15 protein-coding genes are annotated in these 18753 nt (G+C 65.5%); 12 read left to right on the top strand and 3 right to left on the bottom strand.

Annotation, left to right across the window (positions count from 1 at the left end; genetic code table 11):
* The first annotated feature begins 201 nt into the window (after positions 1-201).
* The 5 genes from JWS14_RS16715 (at position 202) to JWS14_RS16695 (ending at position 6130) form a co-directional block, all read left to right on the top strand.
* The gene (locus JWS14_RS16715; protein ID WP_206013837.1) at positions 202-1287 is read left to right on the top strand and encodes an S-(hydroxymethyl)mycothiol dehydrogenase; all 1086 of its coding nucleotides are present in this window, start codon (positions 202-204) and stop codon (positions 1285-1287) included.
* Positions 1284-1916: an MBL fold metallo-hydrolase gene (locus JWS14_RS16710; RefSeq protein ID WP_206013836.1), complete on the top strand. Its 633-nt coding sequence runs from the start codon at positions 1284-1286 to the stop codon at positions 1914-1916. The genes JWS14_RS16715 and JWS14_RS16710 overlap by 4 nt, the downstream gene beginning before the upstream one ends.
* A gap of 116 nt (positions 1917-2032) precedes the next feature.
* On the top strand, positions 2033-4357 hold the full coding sequence (locus tag JWS14_RS16705) for an FdhF/YdeP family oxidoreductase (protein ID WP_206013835.1): 2325 nt from the start codon (positions 2033-2035) through the stop codon (positions 4355-4357).
* Positions 4358-4360: 3 nt separating this feature from the next.
* Positions 4361-5182 (top strand): formate dehydrogenase accessory sulfurtransferase FdhD, encoded by an 822-nt coding sequence (gene fdhD / locus JWS14_RS16700; protein ID WP_206013834.1) that lies wholly within the window; start codon positions 4361-4363, stop codon positions 5180-5182.
* Positions 5183-5365: 183 nt separating this feature from the next.
* Positions 5366-6130, top strand: coding sequence for an IclR family transcriptional regulator (locus JWS14_RS16695; protein WP_241031370.1), 765 nt, complete (start codon positions 5366-5368; stop codon positions 6128-6130).
* A gap of 15 nt (positions 6131-6145) precedes the next feature.
* Here the strand turns inward: JWS14_RS16695 and JWS14_RS16690 are convergent, their stop codons facing one another.
* On the bottom strand, positions 6146-7003 hold the full coding sequence (locus tag JWS14_RS16690) for a bifunctional methylenetetrahydrofolate dehydrogenase/methenyltetrahydrofolate cyclohydrolase (RefSeq protein WP_072944314.1): 858 nt from the start codon (positions 7001-7003) through the stop codon (positions 6146-6148).
* Between the two features lie 499 nt (positions 7004-7502).
* Between JWS14_RS16690 and JWS14_RS16685 the strand changes: the two genes are divergently transcribed.
* The 7 genes from JWS14_RS16685 (at position 7503) to JWS14_RS16655 (ending at position 16668) form a co-directional block, all read left to right on the top strand.
* Positions 7503-7865 (top strand): bifunctional 3-phenylpropionate/cinnamic acid dioxygenase ferredoxin subunit, encoded by a 363-nt coding sequence (locus tag JWS14_RS16685; protein WP_072944315.1) that lies wholly within the window; start codon positions 7503-7505, stop codon positions 7863-7865.
* The gene (locus JWS14_RS16680; protein ID WP_206013833.1) at positions 7862-9025 is read left to right on the top strand and encodes an NAD(P)/FAD-dependent oxidoreductase; all 1164 of its coding nucleotides are present in this window, start codon (positions 7862-7864) and stop codon (positions 9023-9025) included. The genes JWS14_RS16685 and JWS14_RS16680 overlap by 4 nt, the downstream gene beginning before the upstream one ends.
* Positions 9026-9078: 53 nt before the next feature.
* Positions 9079-10200 carry an aromatic ring-hydroxylating oxygenase subunit alpha gene (locus JWS14_RS16675; RefSeq protein ID WP_095861723.1) on the top strand — a complete coding sequence of 374 codons (1122 nt, stop codon included), beginning with the start codon at positions 9079-9081 and terminating at the stop codon, positions 10198-10200.
* A gap of 59 nt (positions 10201-10259) precedes the next feature.
* Positions 10260-11315 carry a GTP 3',8-cyclase MoaA gene (gene moaA / locus JWS14_RS16670; protein WP_206013832.1) on the top strand — a complete coding sequence of 352 codons (1056 nt, stop codon included), beginning with the start codon at positions 10260-10262 and terminating at the stop codon, positions 11313-11315.
* A gap of 211 nt (positions 11316-11526) precedes the next feature.
* Positions 11527-11952, top strand: coding sequence for a Fur family transcriptional regulator (locus JWS14_RS16665; RefSeq protein ID WP_072944321.1), 426 nt, complete (start codon positions 11527-11529; stop codon positions 11950-11952).
* A gap of 66 nt (positions 11953-12018) precedes the next feature.
* Positions 12019-14277, top strand: a complete 2259-nt coding sequence (gene katG, locus JWS14_RS16660) for a catalase/peroxidase HPI (RefSeq protein ID WP_072944323.1) — start codon at positions 12019-12021, stop codon at positions 14275-14277.
* Between the two features lie 561 nt (positions 14278-14838).
* Positions 14839-16668, top strand: a complete 1830-nt coding sequence (locus JWS14_RS16655; protein ID WP_072944325.1) for an amino acid permease — start codon at positions 14839-14841, stop codon at positions 16666-16668.
* 135 nt (positions 16669-16803) lie between these two features.
* Here JWS14_RS16655 and JWS14_RS16650 read toward each other — a convergent pair whose 3' ends face one another.
* Complete coding sequence (locus JWS14_RS16650) at positions 16804-17211, bottom strand: hypothetical protein (RefSeq protein WP_095861727.1); 408 nt, start codon at positions 17209-17211, stop codon at positions 16804-16806.
* A 50-nt stretch (positions 17212-17261) separates the two neighbouring features.
* Positions 17262-18692 (bottom strand): aldehyde dehydrogenase family protein, encoded by a 1431-nt coding sequence (locus tag JWS14_RS16645; protein ID WP_072944329.1) that lies wholly within the window; start codon positions 18690-18692, stop codon positions 17262-17264.
* Between the last annotated feature and the right edge of the window lie 61 nt (positions 18693-18753).

Below are 18753 nucleotides of genomic sequence, written 5' to 3'. Positions count from 1 at the left end.
TCGTGGTCGGCGGACGCGCGTCGTGCACGGAGGTGTGCCTCCGCACCGGTTGGCCAGCGGTTATGCGTCCGCGCGGGTAAATGCGCCAATGTCTTCCGTTCGCAGTCGAGTATTGATATATTAGTTATCGACAAATTGGTACGACAGCCTCGGAGCGCACCGCGTGTCGCCGACAGGCCCAGAAATGTAGGAGTGCCTTCCATGCCGCAGCAGGTACGAGGCGTCATCGCCCGATCCAAGGGTGCCCCCGTGGAGATCGCGACCGTGAATATTCCGGATCCGGGTCCGGGTGAGGTGGTGGTGGAAATCGCGGCGTGCGGTGTGTGCCACACGGATCTCACCTACCGCGACGGCGGGATCAACGACGAGTTCCCGTTCCTGCTCGGGCACGAGGCGTCCGGGATCGTGGAGAGTGTCGGCGCGGGTGTGACGTCGGTGGCGGTCGGCGATTTCGTGGTGCTGAACTGGCGGGCCGTGTGTGGGCAGTGCCGGGCGTGTAAGCGCGGTCGCCCGCAGTACTGTTTCGACACTCACAACGCGGCGCAGAGGATGACGCTCGAGGACGGCACCGAACTGACCCCGGCGCTGGGGATCGGCGCGTTCGCCGACAAGACCCTCGTTCATGCGGGGCAGTGCACCAAGGTCGACGCCTCCGCGGACCCGGCGGTCGTCGGGCTGCTCGGGTGCGGGGTGATGGCCGGCCTCGGTGCGGCGGTGAACACCGGCAACGTGGGCCGCGGTGACACCGTCGCCGTGATCGGCTGCGGCGGTGTCGGTGATGCGGCGATCATGGGTGCCCGGCTGGCCGGGGCGAACAAGATCATCGCGATCGACCGGGACGAGAAGAAGCTCGAGTGGGCGAGGGATCTGGGTGCGACGCACACGGTCAACGGCGGCGAGGTGGATGCGGTCGAGGCGGTGCGGGAGCTGACCGGCGGTTTCGGTGCGGATGTGGTGATCGACGCGGTCGGGCGTCCGGAGACGTGGAAGCAGGCGTTCTACGCCCGCGACCTGGCCGGCACCGTGGTTTTGGTGGGGGTCCCGACCCCGGACATGCGGTTGGAGATGCCGTTGATCGATTTCTTCTCCCGCGGTGGGTCGTTGAAGTCGTCGTGGTACGGCGACTGCCTGCCCGAACGCGACTTCCCGATGCTGGTGGATCTGTTCCAGCAGGGCCGGCTGCCGTTGGAGAAGTTCGTCACCGAGCGCATCAAAATCGACGAGGTCGAAGAGTCGTTCCACAAGATGCACGCCGGTGAGGTGCTGCGTTCGGTGGTCGTGCTGTGAGCGGGCGGTTGCGGATCGAGCGGGTCGTCACCGAGGGCACGTTCGCCCTCGACGGTGGGGAGTGGAGTGTCGACAACAACATCTGGCTGATCGGTGACGACACCGACGTGGTGATCGTGGACGCCGCCCACAGTGCGCAGCCGATCATCGACGCGGTCGGCGGCCGGCACGTGAACGCGGTGATCTGCACGCACGGGCACAACGATCACGTCACCGTCGCCCCGGAACTCGCCGAGCGGTTGCACGCCCCGGTGCTGCTGCATCCGGGTGATGACGTGCTGTGGAAGATGAGCCACCCGGACGGCAAGTACTGGCATCTCGAGGACGGGCAGCGGATCGCGATCGCGGGCACCGAAATCCGGGTGATCCACGCGCCGGGGCATTCGCCGGGGTCGGTGTGCCTGTCTCTGCCGGAGGTCGGGGCGTTGTTCTCCGGGGACACCCTGTTCTCGGGTGGTCCGGGTGCCACGGGTCGGTCGTTCTCGGATTTCCCGACGATCATCGGGTCGATCCGGGACCGGTTGTTCGCGTTGCCCGAGGACACGCTCGTCCATACCGGGCACGGGGACGGGACCACGATCGGTACCGAGGCCCCGCATCTCGCCGAGTGGATTGCCCGAGGACACTGAGAAACACTGAGAAACACCGAGAAACACCGAGAACGACACTGAGAAACACCGAGAACGACACTGAGAAACACCGAGAACGCTGAGAAACACCGGCACACCCTGAGGACGCTGATTCGATGACCGACACCACCGACCGCCCCGAGGCCACCGACAGGTACACCTTCGACGAGGATGATGTCGTCGTCACGCACGAGAAGTCCTATGCGGCGGGTGTTCCTGCGGTGTTGGTGTCGCTCAAGCGTGGTTTGGAGCAGATGGGTCCGGTGCGCACGGCGCGGACCTTCTTCCGGCTGAATCAGCGGCACGGGTTCGACTGTCCGGGGTGTGCGTGGCCGGAGACTCCGGGGCACCGTAAGCATGCGGAGTTCTGTGAGAACGGGGCGAAGGCGGTCGCGGAGGAGGCCACGACCCGGACGGTGACCCCGGAGTTCTTCGCCCAGCATTCGGTGGCGGAGTTGCTGGGCCGGACCGAGTTCTGGTTGGGGCAGCAGGGCCGGCTGACGCATCCGATGGTGTTGCTGCCGGGGGCCACGCATTACGAGCCGATCGGGTGGGATGCGGCGTTCGCGTTGATCGCGGGGGAGCTGCGGGGTCTGGGATCGCCGGACGAGGCGGTGTTCTACACCTCCGGGCGCACCAGTAATGAGGCGGCGTTCGTGTATCAGTTGATGATCCGGGCGTTCGGGACGAACAACCTGCCGGATTGTTCAAACATGTGCCACGAATCCTCGGGTAGTGCGTTGGTGGAGACGATCGGGATCGGGAAGGGGTCGGTGTCGGTCCCCGACATCGAGAACGCCGATCTGATCCTGATCGCCGGCCAGAACCCGGGGACGAATCACCCCCGGATGCTGTCCACCCTGGAGAAGGCGAAGGCGAATGGGGCGAGGGTGATCGCGATCAACCCGCTGCCGGAGGCGGGGTTGTTGCGGTTCAAGGACCCGCAGAAGGTGCACGGCGTCGTCGGTGACGGGGTGGCCATTGCGGACGAGTTCCTGCAGATCCGGATCGGCGGCGATCAGGCCCTGTTCCAGGGTTTGGGCCGGTTGCTGCTTGAGGCCGAAGACGCGGCACCGGGCACCGTCCTGGACCGGGAGTTCATCGACCGGCACACCGCCGGGTTCGAGGAGTGCGCGGCACACCTGCGGCGGGTCGATCTGGGGACGGTGGTGGCGGCGACCGGGTTGACGCTCGACCAGATCCGGGCCACGGCGGACGCGTTGATCGGATCGAAGAAGACCATCATCTGCTGGGCGATGGGCCTCACGCAGCAGACCCATGGGGTGGCGACCATCCAGGACGCGGTGAACCTGCTGCTGCTGCAGGGGATGATCGGCAAACCCGGGGCCGGGGTGTGCCCGGTGCGCGGGCACTCCAACGTCCAGGGCGACCGGACGATGGGCATCTGGGAGAAGATGCCCGAAGCGTTCCTGGCCGCGTTGGATGCGGAGTTCGGGATCCGGTCCCCGCGCACGCACGGCCTCGATGCCGTCGATTCGATCAGGGCGATGCGGGACGGGACGGCGTCGGTGTTCATCGGGATGGGCGGCAACTTCGTCTCCGCGACCCCGGACACCGAGACCACCGAGGCCGCGCTACGCAACTGTGCGTTGACGGTGCAGGTGTCGACGAAACTGAACCGCTCGCACCTCGTCACCGGGCAGGCCGCGCTGATCCTGCCCTCGCTCGGGCGCACCGACAAGGACCTCCAAAACGGTCGCAAGCAGCAGGTGACGGTCGAGGATTCGATGTCGATGGTGCACCTGTCCCGCGGCGGCCTCACCCCCGCGAGCGAGCAGTTGCGCAGTGAGGTCGCCATCGTCTGCGGGATCGCGCAGGCGTTGTTCGGGCCGGAGCATGCGGTGCCGTGGGCGGAATTTTCGGCCGACTACGACCGCATCCGCGATTCCATTGCCCGGGTGATCCCGGGGTTCGAGGACTTCAACACCAAGGTGCGCGGGCCGGACGGGTTCGGACTCCCGCACCCACCCCGCGACGAGCGCCGCTTCGACACCGACACGGGGAAGGCGAATTTCGTCGTCAACGACCTGTCCTGGGTGCCGGTGCCGGAAGGCAGGCTGATCCTGCAGACCATGCGCTCGCACGATCAGTACAACACCACCATCTACGGTCTCGACGACCGCTACCGCGGTGTGAAGGGCGGCCGGCGGGTGCTGTTCATCAACGAACTCGACATCACCGCCCTCGGGTACGCCGATGGGGATCGGGTGGACCTGGTCTCGGAATGGGAAACCCCGGACGGGACGGTGCAGGAGCGGCGGGCGGAGGATTTCCGGTTGGTGCCCTACCCGACCCCGGTCGGGAATGTGGCCGCCTATTATCCGGAGACGAATCCGCTGATCCCGCTCGATCACGTCGCGAAAAAGTCGAACACGCCGGTGTCGAAGGCGGTCACGATCCGCCTCGAAGGGCGGGGCTGACCGGTGGGGCGGGTGACGACCCGGACCCCGGTCACCCGGATCACCGACACCCGGCACTCGACCCGGCCGGACACCGTGGTGGTGGAGGAACCCCTGGAGATCCGGGTGAACGGGACACCGTTGGCGGTGACGATGCGGACCCCGGGTTCGGATGTGGAGTTGGCGCAGGGGTTTCTGCTGACGGAGGGCATCATCGCCGGCCGCGCGGACATCGCGTCGATCCGGTACTGCAACAGCGTCGACGAGCACGGCGTCAACACCTACAACGTGTTGGATGTGGATCTGGCGGCGGGGGTGTTCCTGCCCGACATGGGGATCGAACGCAATTTCTACACCACCTCCTCGTGCGGGGTGTGTGGGAAGGCGTCCCTGGACGCGATCCGGCAACGCACGAAGCATTCCCCGGCGGCGGACACGGTGCGGGTCGATTCGGCCACGATCGTGGGACTGCCGGATCGGTTGCGGGCGGCGCAGAAGGTGTTCGACACCACCGGGGGTTTGCATGCGGCGGGGTTGTTCACCCGGTCCGGGGAGCTGCTCGCGGTCAGGGAGGACGTGGGCCGGCACAACGCGGTCGACAAGCTGATCGGGTGGGCCACCGAACAGAACCGCATCCCACTGCGAGGCAGCATCCTGCTCGTGTCCGGTCGGGCGTCGTTCGAGTTGGCGCAGAAGGCGGTGATGGCGGGGATTCCGATCCTCGCGGCGGTGTCCGCGCCGTCGTCGCTGGCGATCGACCTCGCCCACGACACCGGACTGACCCTGATCGGGTTCCTGCGCGGCACCACCATGAACCTCTACACCCACCCGGACCGCATCACCTGAGGTGAGTGGCACAGCGTGCTCCCGCACACCGTGCCACTCACCTGGGGTCAGTGAGTCGAACTGATGTTCACGCGATACTGACGGAGCATTGGCCCTACACGGAGGGCGGCGTCGGCGCCAATAAAACTTTCGTATAGTTGCCTCATGACCAAAGGCGACGGAGTGAGGTCGAACGACGGCGGTGTGCAGTCGGTCGACCGCGCGGTACGAGTGCTGGAGGTCCTGGCCCGCAACGGTGAGGTCGGGGTCAGTGCGATCGCCGCCGAAATCGGCGTGCACAAGTCCACGGTGTCTCGACTGCTGGGCTCCCTGGAAGAGCACGAAATGGTCACGCAAACCTATGACCGGGGAAAGTACCGCCTCAGCCTGGGGATCCTGCGCTTGGCCGCGGCAGTGCCCGAACGGCTCGAGATAACGGAGCAGGGCCATGCCGTGTGTGAACGGCTTGCCATGAAACTCGGCGAGACGGTCAACGTCGCAGTTCTGCGTTCGCATTTTGCCGTCCACCTCGATCAGGCCAGAGGGCCCGCGGCTATCGGCACGCACAACTGGATCGGCGAGCCCACCCCGCTCCATGCGACGGCAAGTGGAAAAGTTCTCCTCGCCAACCTCGATCAGCGGCAACGACACGAAATCCTGAGCTCGTCGGTGCTGGAGCAGTTCACCGATCACACGATCACCACGCTCGCTCGACTCGACGAGGAACTGGACGCGGCGCGGAGCCTCGGCTATGCCGTGGTCGTCGAAGAGTATGAAGACGGGTTGAACGCTATTGCGGCACCGATCCGGGACTACGCAGGCGGCACCACAGCAGCATTGAGTGTGTCCGGACCGGTCTACCGTTTCAGCGAAGAGCGCATGCGGGACGTGGTACCCGACGTCATTGCAGCGGCTGCAGAGATCAGTGAACGCATGGGCTTCCGGGAGTCGTACACACCCAGCGCCTGAGCTCGTCGCGGGTCCTCAGTACCCCGCGATTTCTTCGGCCATCTCGACGACATTCGTGAGCAGCATGGCCCGCGTCATCGGGCCGACGCCACCGGTTGCACCGCTGATCTTCCCGGCAACGCGGTCCACAGATGGGTGCACGTCACCGAGAATCCCCTCGACGGTGCGCGTGATGCCGACCGACAACACGGTGGCACCGGGGCTGATCCAATCCGGCTGCACCAGGTGGGCGACACCGGCCGCAGCGATCACGACGTCGGCGTTACGCGTGTGGGCGGCCGTGTCGACGGTGGCCTCGTGGCACAGGGTCACGGTCGCATGTTCGCTTCGGCGCGTCAGCATCAGACCGAGAGGCCGGCCGACGGTGACGCCACATCCGAGGACGCAGAACCGAGCGCCGGTGATCGGGACATCGTGATGGCGGAGAAGTTCGATGATTCCTCTCGGGGTGCACGGCAGCGGTCCGGCCATCCCCAGCACGAGTCGACCGAGATTCGTCGGGTGCAATCCGTCCGCATCCTTGGCGGGATCGATCAGCGCGAGGACCCGGTGGGTGTCGATGTGCTTCGGTAACGGGAGCTGGACGATGAAGCCGGTGCAGGCGCTGTCGGCGTTCAGTCGCAGGACAGCTGCCTCGATGTCGAGCTGAGACGCGGTTGCCGGCAGGCGAACCTGGATGGAGTTCAAACCGACGCGCCTGCAGTCGCGGTGTTTCGCTGCGACGTAGGCATGACTGCCGGGGTCGTCGCCGACGAGGATGGTGCCCAAGCCAGGCCGAATCCCCTGCACTTGCAGCATGGCGATTCGGTCGGCGAGATCATCCTTGATCTGCTCGCTCACGGCCTTGCCGTCGATCAACGTCGCGATTGCCATGGGATACGCCCTCTCTGGAACGCCGAAATGGTGCATGTAAGCCGATGCCGTAGGTCTGCGGTCACAGCACGGGACGGCTGACCCGAACCGGGTCTGTGCAGGATGGGGAACTGTCTGACGACAACTGATATATCAGAATGGAAGGAGTGTAGTTCACCAGGCGCGGCTGGTCAAAGGTTCTCGGCCTGCCGACGTTGATGGCGACCGGGGGCGCCGAGTGGGGGTGGATGTCTTCTCGGCGTCAGGGTCGGCCTTGCTTCGTTCGACGCCGAGCCGTCTGTCTCGGGATCTTCCGAGCGGATTGATCGAGTGATGATCCTGTGGCGCAACCTCTTCGACGGATGCGCTGCGCCGAAGCTGCTTCCCGCCCGCCCTCCGGGCAGGGCTGCGACGCGTCGGATTTCGATGGTGCATCTCCACTTGACACTGCCCTATGGCGATTGTCACACTGTTGCGTAACACACGACGTGTTTCGCATTGCACAACAGAGAGGCTTTCAATGCTCGAGGTCTGCCCACTAGCGTCCCTCCCTCGCGGTGACGCACGCCGTGTTGATGCCTCCCCGCCCATCGCGGTGTTCCACACCGACGATGGTGAGGTGTTCGCCGTCGACGACACGTGCTCGCACCAGGACGCTTCGTTGGCAGATGGCTGGCTCGAAGGCTGCGAGGTCGAGTGCCCGCTGCATGCCTCGAAGTTCAACCTTCGGACCGGGGCGGTCGATGCGCCGCCCGCGAAGCTTCCCGTGCGGACTCATGAGGTCGTGATCGAGGACGGCGTGATCTACGTCGAGCTCAGCACCGAAGCGCCCAACCTGCCACCCGACATCCGGAGCCGTCTCGACGCGGAGGGGAAAGCATGAAGAGCATTGCAATCATCGGCGCATCGCTCGCCGGTCTCTGTGCTGCGCGTGCCCTGCGCGCGCAGGGCTTCGCCGGTGAGCTGAACATCGTCGGAGCGGAGAGCAACCGGCCCTACGATCGTCCGCCGCTGTCCAAGGAGTATCTGGCCGGCGACATCGACCAGGCTTCTCTGACTCTCGAACCGGATGACGAAGACCTGCAGGCGAACTGGCTTCTCGGACTGTCCGCAACGAATTTCGATGCCGGCACCCGTAGCGTCACGCTCAGCGACGGCTCCCAGCTGAGCGCCGACGGCTTCGTCCTCGCGACCGGTTCGCGTGCGCGGCCGTGGCCAGGGACCGAGCATCTCGCCGGTGTGCACGTCCTCCGTACGATCGAGGACGCAGACCGGCTGCGCGCCGACCTCGTCTCCGGCGCCCGACTGGTGGTCATCGGTGCAGGTTTCATCGGCGCCGAGGTTGCCTCCACAGCGCGCAAGCTGGGACTGGATGTCACGGTCGTCGAAGCCGCTCCGTCACCGCTCATCGGCCCGCTCGGTCCGCAGTTGGGAACGGCTGTGGCCCGCTTCCACGGCGACAACGGCACCGCCCTCCACTGTGGTGTCGGAGTCGCAGGGTTGACCGGTACCGACCGGGTGACCGGCGTCGACCTCGCCGACGGTCGCCACGTTCCCGCTGACGTCGTCGTCGTCGGGATCGGGGGCATACCGAACATCGAATGGCTCGAGGGAAGCGGCATCGAACTCGGCAACGGTGTGCTGTGCGACCGGGGCGGCGCTACGTCGATTCCGCATGTCGTCGCGGTCGGTGACTGCGCGGCATGGATGGACGCCTCGGGCGCTCACCGTCGCGTCGAACACTGGACCGGGGCCTCGGAACGGCCGGCGATCGCGGTGTCGACTCTCCTCTCCGGCGAGTACCAGGGCCAGCATGTCAAGCCACCGTACTTCTGGTCGGACCAGTACGGCGCGCGCATCCAGTTCGTCGGAATCGCCGGACCGGACGCAGAATTCACCATCGAAGAGGGCAGCCTCGACGCGGGTAGTTTCCTCGCCGTCTATCGGCGAGACGGGAACCCGGTTGCGGTCCTCGGCGTAGATCAGGTTCGTCTCTTCACCCGCTGGCGCCGCCAAATCTCCGCTCAGCCGACCCCGATCTGAACAACCTTCTCAGCCCACGGATCCACGAGATCACACACTAAGGGAGACCCCCAGTGACAACCACGCACCTGCCTGAGAGCCTCATCTCCACGCTCCCGGGAAACTATTACACCGACAGCGACATCTTCAAGCTCGAGCAGGAGAAGGTCTTCGAGGAGATGTGGTTCTGCGCTGTGCGGGCCGCGGACCTCGACAAGCCCGGCGCATTCAAGACCGTCCAGATCGGGCGGGAAAGCGTCATCGTGACTCGATCCCGGACAGGTGAGATCCGGGCCTTCCTCAACATCTGCGCCCACCGCGGCGCCCGGCTGTGCACGGAGGAGAGCGGAGAAGTCAAGCGCTCCTTCCAGTGCCCGTACCACGCATGGACCTACGACCTCGACGGCAAGCTCGTCGCGGCACCGAACCTGACCAAGATGCCCGACATCGACCGCGTCGAGTACGGGCTGAAGAACGTGGCGGTCCAGGAATGGATCGGCTACGTCTGGCTCAACCTGGCCGACGAGCCGACGTCCTTCGACACCACCGTCGTTCAGGACATCCGCGACCGGCTCGGCGACGTGGAGTCGATCGATCGGTACGACATCGCGAACCTGGACCTCGGCCGTCGAATTGTGTACGACGTCAAGGCCAACTGGAAGCTCATCATCGAGAACTTCATGGAGTGCTACCACTGCGCGACGATCCACCCGGAACTGACCGAGGTGCTGCCCGAGTTCGCCGACGGATACGCCGCTCAGTACTACGTCGGTCACGGGGCCGAGTTCGGTGAGGGTGTCGAAGGGTTCACCGTCGACGGCTCCGCAGGCCACGACGTAATTCCCGGCATCGCCGAGGAGCAGGACCGCCGGTACTACGCGATCACCGTGCGGCCGACGGTGTTCGTCAATCTCGTGCCCGACCACGTGATCGTCCACCGGATGTTCCCGCTCGCCGCCGACCACACCATCGTCGAGTGCGACTGGCTGTACCTGCCCGAGGTGGTGGCGACCGGTAAGGACCTCGACCGCTCCGTGGAACTCTTCCATCGCGTCAACCAGCAGGACTTCGACGCCTGCGAGCGGTGCCAGCCTGCGATGGATTCGCGACGCTACCGCGACGGCGGTGTGCTCGTTCCCAGCGAGCATCACATCGGCGAGTTCCACGACTGGCTGCGCGAGAAGATCGCTCACTGACGTCGTGGTGACGAGGCCGCTCGTGGGTTCCGCTCCCTGATGAAGGGAAGGGCAGCGCGATGACGACGGTGGAGATGGGCATTCCCACGGTACGGACGCCGGCCTCTTCGGCGGGGAGGCCGGACGTCGCGCACCTGGTGGACCGCTTCGGCCGGGTGGCCAGGGACCTGCGGGTGTCGATCACCGAGAAGTGCTCGTTGCGGTGCACCTACTGCATGCCGGAGGAAGGCCTGCCCGCCATCCTGGCGGAGCGGTTGCTCACGGCGGACGAGATCGTCCGGCTCGTCGTCGTCGCCGTGCGTCGCCTCGGGGTCCGGGAAGTGCGGTTCACGGGCGGCGAGCCGCTGATGCGCGCCGACCTCGAGCGCATCGTCGCCGGCTGCGCGGCGCGGGTCCCGGGTGTCCCGCTGGCGATGACGACCAATGCGGTCGGTCTCGAGCACCGGGCACGCGGGCTCGCCGCCGCCGGTCTGACCCGCGTGAACGTCTCCCTCGACACTGTCGAGCGAGGGCAGTTCGCGAAGCTGACCAGGAGGGACCGGTTGCCTTCCGTGCTCGCCGGAATCCGCGCCGCCGTCGCCGCCGGGCTGTCGCCGGTGAAGATCAACGCCGTGCTCATGCCCGAAACGCTCGGTGGTGCACCGGATCTGCTGCAGTGGTGCCTGGACGAGGGCGTGCAGTTGCGATTCATCGAGGAGATGCCGCTCGATGCCGACCACGAGTGGGCGCGCGAGAACATGGTTCCGGCGGACCGGCTCCTCGCGGTGCTCGGTGAACGATTCGACCTCGGGGAGATCGGTCGGGACGACCCGTCGGCGCCCGCGGAGAAGTGGCGGGTGAACGGCGGTCCGTCGACGGTCGGGATCATCGCGTCGGTCTCGCGGTCGTTCTGCGCCGACTGTGACCGGACCCGGCTCACCGCCGAGGGTACCGTCCGGTCGTGTTTGTTCAGTGACTCCGAGATCGACCTGCGCGGCCCGATGCGGTCGGGCGCGGGCGACGAGGAACTGGCGCTGTTGTGGCGTGGTGCGATGTGGAACAAGTGGGTGGGGCACGGCATCGAAGCCGACGGATTCGCGCCTCCCGTGCGCAGCATGGGAGCGATCGGCGGCTGAATGGGACATATCGGTTGCGGCCGGCCTGTGTGGACCGGACAGGTGCCGGCTCAGTTATGTCATTGGGTGCCAACAGAAGCGGGCGGCGGCAATTAGTGGTACCGAACGGCACGTGTTCGAGAGGCTTTCTCGTACTGCTCGAGTTCCGCCATCCAGCAAAGATTTTCACAAACTCTTGACTCGTTCCAGATTTGTAGGCAATAGTAGGAGAGTGTCCGTGACATCGAAGTACGCAGAACAGTTGCGTGAGGCTGAACTGCGCGTGACCCGGCCCAGGGTCGCGGTACTGGAAGCGGTACAGGCGAATCCGCACGCTGACACGGAGACGATTCTCGGAGAGGTGCGCTCGGTTCTGCCGGGTGTGTCCCGGCAGTCGGTGTACGGCATACTGCACGCGGCGACTGCTGCCGGCCTGGTACGGCGGATTCAGCCATCGGGTTTGGTGGCGCGCTACGAGTCGCGGGTCGGTGACAACCACCATCATGCCGTCTGCCGGTCCTGCGGAGCCATCGCAGACATCGACTGCAGTATCGGCGAGACCCCGTGCCTGAACCTGTCGCTGGGGTACGGATTCCTGGTCGACGAGGCCGAGGTCATCTTCTGGGGACTGTGCCCCGACTGCTCGCCTCACAACTAACCCCACACTTTCACACGCACACGTGAAACAGCCCAGCCCGAAACAGCCCCTTGTGAAAGGAAAGTCGTGTCTGACTCCACCCAAACTCTCGCGGAAGAACACCCGCCGATCGCCGAGGCTCAGACCGAGCCCGCACAGAGTGGCGGTTGCCCCGTCGCACACGGCCGGCTCGCGCATCCCACCCGGGGTGGTGGAAACCGTGACTGGTGGCCGAACCAGCTCAACCTGAAGATCCTGCAGAAGAACCCCGCCGTGCGCAATCCCATGGACGAGGATTTCGACTACGCCGAGGAATTCGCGGGCGTCGACCTCGAGGCCCTGAAGCGGGACATCGAAGAGGTCATGACGACCTCGCAGGACTGGTGGCCCGCCGACTACGGACACTACGGACCGCTGTTCATCCGGATGGCGTGGCACGCCGCGGGCACGTACCGCATCACCGACGGCCGCGGTGGTGCCGGCGGCGGGATGCAGCGCTTCGCGCCGCTGAACAGCTGGCCCGACAACGCGAACCTGGACAAGGCGCGCCTGCTGCTGTGGCCGGTGAAGAAGAAGTACGGCAAGACCGTGTCGTGGGCCGACCTGATCGTCTTCGCCGGCAACGTCGCGCTCGAGTCGATGGGCTTTACGACCTTCGGTTTCGGCGGCGGCCGTGTCGATCAGTGGGAGCCCGAGGAAGACGTCTACTGGGGTCCGGAGCTGACCTGGCTCGGAGACGAGCGCTACACCGGAGAGCGGGACCTCGACAAGCCGCTCGGTGCGGTCCAGATGGGTCTGATCTACGTCAACCCCGAAGGACCGAACGGCAACCCGGATCCCGTCGCGGCAGCACGGGACATCCGAGAGACGTTCGGCCGCATGGCGATGGACGACGTGGAGACGGCCGCGCTGATCGTCGGCGGTCACACCTTCGGCAAGACGCACGGTGCCGGCCCGGCCGATCTGGTCGGACCCGAGCCGGAGGCCGCTCCGCTCGAGGAGCAGGGTCTGGGCTGGAAGAGCGCGTTCGGCACGGGTAAGGGTGGCGACACGATCACCAGCGGCCTCGAAGGCGCCTGGACGCCGACCCCGGCGCAGTGGGACAACAGCTTCCTCGAGACCCTCTACGGCTACGAGTGGGAGCTGTCCAAGAGCCCCGCCGGTGCGTACCAGTGGATCCCGAAGGACGGCGCCGGAGCCGGCACCGTGCCCGACGCCCACGATTCGTCGAAGACGCACGTGCCGGTCATGTTGACGACGGACCTGTCGCTGCGGATCGATCCGGCCTACGAGAAGATCACCCGCAACTGGCTCGAGAACCCGGATCAGCTCGCCGACGACTTCGCCAAGGCCTGGTACAAGCTGACCCACCGTGACATGGGGCCGATCGTGCGCTACCTCGGCCCGCTGGTGCCGGAGGAGACGCTGCTGTGGCAGGATCCGATCCCCGCGCTCACCCATGAGCTGATCGACGCCGGCGACATCGCGACCCTGAAGAGCCGGATTCTCGAGTCCGGACTGACTGTCGCAGAGTTGATTTCGACCGCGTGGGCGTCGGCCTCGTCGTTCCGTAACAGCGACAAGCGTGGCGGTGCCAACGGCGGCCGGATCCGCCTCGAGCCGCAGGCGAGCTGGGAGGTCAACAACCCGGACGAGCTGGCCCAGGTGGTGCGGACCCTCGAAGGCATCCAGAAGTCCTTCAACTCGGCACAGACCGGGAACAAGCAGGTCTCGTTCGCCGACCTCGTCGTGCTCGGTGGTGCTGCTGCTGTCGAGCAGGCCGCGAAGAATGCCGGCTACGACGTGGAGGTGCCGTTCACGCCCGGTCGCACGGACGCGACGCAGGAGCAGACCGATGTGGAGTCCTTCGCCGCGCTCGAACCGGCGGCGGACGGTTTCCGCAACTACCTCGGCGAGGGCAACCGCCTGCCGGCGGAGTTCCTCCTGGTCGACAAGGCGAACCTGCTGAACCTGAGCGCACCCGAACTCACGGTTCTCGTCGGTGGCCTGCGGGTGCTGGGCGCGAACTACAACACCACGTCGGAAGAGGGTGTCTTCACCTCGAACCCCGGCGCGCTGACCAACGACTTCTTCGCGAACCTGATCGACCTGGGGACGACGTGGGCGCCGGCGTCCTCGGGTTCCGAGATCTACGAGGGTCGGGACCGCGTCAGCGGTGAGGTCAAGTGGACCGGAACCCGCGTCGACCTGGTGTTCGGGTCGAACTCGGAGTTGCGCGCCCTCGCCGAGGTCTACGCGGCCGACGACGCGAAGCAGAAGTTCGTGCGCGACTTCGTGTCCGCGTGGGACAAGGTGATGAACCTCGACCGGTTCGAACTCGTCTGATCCTCGACGAGTCTGCGCGGCACCCCTGCGGGAGCTCACCCCTGCAGGGGTGTCGCGCTTTTCGTCTCACCTTTCGCAGTGCCGACGGCTGACGGTCGGTACGCCGGGCCTTCGATGCCCCACCGCAGTGCGTCCGCGCACCGCAGACGTGCCCGAGGCGTGCCGCTGCGGAGTCCGCCACTGCGGAGTTCAGTGCTGCAGAGTTCAATTCGGTGATCGCGAGTCCGGGCTGTCGCCCGCCCCCCCTCGCTGCCCAGCGCGCGTGTGTCCCGTCCACGTCGTACCGATCAGCCCGGCCCGACGGCCGCAGCGTGGTCGATCTTCCTCTGCTGATGACGAACTGATGAGAAGTTCGTATGAACGCCATCTCAGCTCTTGACATACACCCGACAGGTGAGTGTTATATCAGTTATATATCAAGAGCCGGCATCTGCCGGTGCGTTACCGCCAACGGAGGTTCACCATGTTCCGGAGATCGTGTGCACCAGCCAAGGAAGGCCTGAGGGGGACCGCACGCGCAATATTCCGCAGCGACCCTCGGTGTAGTACTGGAGGTTTGCGATGAGTGGTGTTCCCGGCAAGTTGGAGAAGGGGCTCAACGACCGTCAGCTGAGGATGATCGCCATCGGCGGCGTCATCGGCGCAGGATTGTTCGTCGGTTCAGGCGTGGCCATTCGAGACATCGGACCGGCGGCCTTCATCGCATACGCGATCAGCGGGGCCGTCGTCATCATGGTGATGCGGATGCTCGCGGAGATGGCTGTCGCCAACCCCTCGACGGGGTCGTTCGCCGATTATTCCCGCCGGGCGCTGGGGGACTGGGCAGGGTTCTCGGTCGGATGGCTCTATTGGTACTTCTGGGTGATCATCGTCGGGTTCGAGGCAATCGCTGGCGCGAAGATCGTCCAGTACTGGCTGCCGGGCGTACCGCTCTGGCTGTGCGCCCTGGTGCTGCTGATCGCCATGACGGCGACCAACCTCTTCTCGGTGTCCTCCTTCGGTGAGTTCGAATTCTGGTTCGCCGGCATCAAGGTCGCCGCGATCATCGTGTTCCTCGCTCTCGGAAGCGCATTCGTGTTCGGGCTGTGGCCCGGGAAGTCGATGGACTTCTCCAACCTCACCAGCCACGGTGGCCTCATGCCCTACGGGGCCGCGGCGATCACCGCCGGTATCGTCACCGTCATCTTCTCGATGACCGGCGCCGAGGTCGCGACCATCGCGGCCGCCGAATCGCAAGATCCCGAGCGGGCCGTGGCCAAGGCCGCCAACTCTGTCATCATCCGTATCGCGATCTTTTTCGTTACCTCGGTCTTCCTGCTGGCGACGATTCTGCCGTGGAACGACGAGAGCGTCTCCGTGTCCCCGTTCGTCGCCGCATTCACCGAGATGGGGATTCCCTACGCCGACCACATCATGAACGCCGTGGTGCTGACGGCCGTGCTGAGTTGCCTCAATTCAGGGATGTACACCGCATCGCGCATGCTGTTCGTGCTGGCAGCCCGACGCGAAGCCCCTGCGAAGTTGGTGAACGTGACGCGACGTGGGGTACCCGCCGTCGCGATCCTCGCCTCCTCGGTGGTCGGTTTCCTGTGTGTCGTCGCCGCAGCGATATCGCCCGAAACGGTCTTCGCGTTCCTGCTGAACTCGAGTGGTGCGGTCATTCTCTTCGTGTACGCCCTGATCGGCGTATCGCAGATCATCCTGAGGTTCCGGTCCGGATCGTCGCACCTGCGGGTTCGGATGTGGCTGTTCCCGGTACTGTCCATCGTCACCGTCCTGGCAATCCTGGGCGTTCTGCTTCAGATGTACCTGCAGAAGGAATCGCGGTCACAACTCGTACTGAGCCTGCTGTCGTGGGCTGTCGTCGTCGGCTTCTACTTCCTCAACAAGTGGTATGTCGCACGTCGCCCGGTGGCAGAGGAAGTGGTCGGGACAGCGCGGCCGCATCGAGTGCTGGTGATGGCCAACGAGACTGCGAACTCCGCGGAACTGTTGGACGAGTTGCGCCGGATCGGCGCCGACCGCGAGGCCAAGTACTTCGTCACCGTGCCCGAGAGTCCGATCGAGACCGGAGTCGCCGCAACGCACGGTCCGCTCGACGTACGAGCGGCAACACAATCGGCGGCGCAGAGCCGGTTGGACTACACACTCACCACACTGCGTGCCGACGATCTCGACGTCGACGGTGCACTGGGTGATTACCGCCCGCTGCGCGCGCTCGCGGAGTCCGTGGACGACTTTCATCCCGATCGAATCGTGATCGCGACACTGCCGCCGGACGAGTCGATTTGGCATCGTTTCGATGTGGTCGATCGGGCACGGGCCGAACACCCGGCAGTCCCGGTGACCCATGTGGTGGCCACGCCGGTGAGACAAGAAGAGAATGCGTAGTGACGATCATCGCCGCTGCGGTCATCGAGCGCGGACTGCCTTCGGGGCAATCGCGCCACGCGGCTGTGCCCCGCGTTCCACGCAGGTACCGGTGATGATCGTTCCCCGGCGCGGCGCCCCCACCAGGTAAGGCGGTCAGCGCACCATCTCGCTACGGATGGCGTCCTGGACCTTCCCCCGAGTTGCGGCGATGCTGCCCGCCATCTCGGCGAGATCTGCGCTTCGGTTGAGCGACTCGGTGTGTTGCGACAGCTCCTCGAGTTGTCGCAACACGTCCGGGCCGGCGACGACCTTCGCCTGGCTGAGCAGGCCGTCCAATTCTTCGGTGTCGATCGACTCCACCTCGGCAGCGGGATTCGGCGCCCCCGCGTGTGCTTGTGCTGCGAGGCGAGCCGTCGCTCCCAGCAACTCGGCATAGATGGCGAGCCGCAGTTTCATGAGCTGGTCTTTCCTCGCATTCTTGCTGCGTAGTCGTTCCGCGATCCACGGTGAGACGGCCGTGCCGATTATCCCGGCGATGCCCATCCACATAATCGGATTCACGATCCGTCCCTCCAGTACAGCAGTCGTGCAGAAATGCGGAACGCTCCCGCTCAGTTCTCGTTGTCGCCGAAGATGGCTTTGGCTTCGAGGTATTCGGCGAGGCCGAATTTGCCGAACTCGCGGCCGTTGCCTGATTGTTTGTAGCCGCCGAAGGGCGCATCGAACGCCAGCGGTGCTCCGTTGAGGTGGACCATTCCGGTCCGCAGCTTCCGGGCGACGTTCCGTGCGCGCTGTGGGTCGCGCGAGGAGACCATTCCGGAGAGCCCGTACGTGGTGTCGTTCGCGATGCGGATTGCGTCGGCTTCGTCCTCGTAGCCGATCAGCATCATGACGGGGCCGAAGATCTCCTCTCGTGCGATGGTCATATCGTTCGTGACGTTCGCAAAGACGGTGGGCCGGACGAAGTATCCGGCGGAGAGTCCGGCCGGACGGCCGACACCGCCTGCGACGAGTGTGCCGCCCTCGTCGATGCCCGTCTGGATCAGACGCTGGACCTTGTCGAATTGTGCTTGTGACACAAGGGGACCCACGGTGGTCCCGTCGGCGTCGGGAGGCCCGACGACGATCTTCTCGGCAGCCGCCTTCGCGATCGCGCAGGCTTCGTCCATGCGGTCCGACGGGACGAGGATACGAGAGCCGGCGTTGCAGGACTGGCCCGCGTTGACGACCACGCCCATCACGTCCCGGGTGATGACTTCGTCGAAGTCCGCGTCGACCAGCACGATGTTCGCCGACTTGCCGCCGAGTTCCTGCGCAACGCGTTTCACGGTCGGTGCAGCATTCCGCGCGACCTCGACACCGGCACGGGTCGATCCGGTGAACGACACCATGTCGACGTCCGGGTGCCTCGACAGGGCGGCTCCGACCGTAGGTCCGTCACCGTGAACAAGGTTGAACACCCCGGCCGGGACACCCGCTTCGTGAAGTATCTCGGCGAAGATGATCGCATTGAGCGGCGCGATCTCGGACGGCTTCAGCACCATCGTGCAGCCGGCGGCCAGCGCGGGCGCGACTTTCGCGGCGATCTGATTGACGGGCCAATTCCACGGTGTGATGAACGCGCACACGCCGACCGGTTCGTGCACGACGGTCGTGGTGCCGATCTTCTCCTCGAATTCGAACCTGCGGAGCGCATCGAGGGCGGCGGCAAGGTGTGCCATGCCGCACGGTGCCTGAGCGGTCGCGGCGAGCCCGGCAGGTGCGCCCATCTCCTGGGTGATGGTCGTGGCAAGGTCGTTCATTCGCCGCCCGTAAACCTCGATGACTCTGCTCAGCAACTCGATTCGGTCGGCACGTGTCGTCGACGCGTAACTGTCGAAGGCTGTGCGCGCGGCCGTGACGGCTCGATCGACGTCCTTCTCGTCGCCCAGCGCAATGGTGGTGATGGCCATTTCCGTCGCAGGGTTGACGACGTCGAGCGTGTCGGTGCCGATCGGCTCGACCCACTCGCCGTCGATGTAGAACTTCCGGGTGTTCTGCATGGTGCTCCCTCGTTGTCCGCCGTCCGGGTGTTCGCGGCATGTGACAACAATGGCTTCTCGC

Origin of the sequence: Rhodococcus koreensis, from assembly GCF_017068375.1 — a bacterium.
Taxonomy (GTDB): domain Bacteria; phylum Actinomycetota; class Actinomycetes; order Mycobacteriales; family Mycobacteriaceae; genus Rhodococcus_F; species Rhodococcus_F koreensis.
Note: the sequence above shows the minus strand (reverse complement) of the source record. Positions and strands in the feature narration are given on the sequence as shown.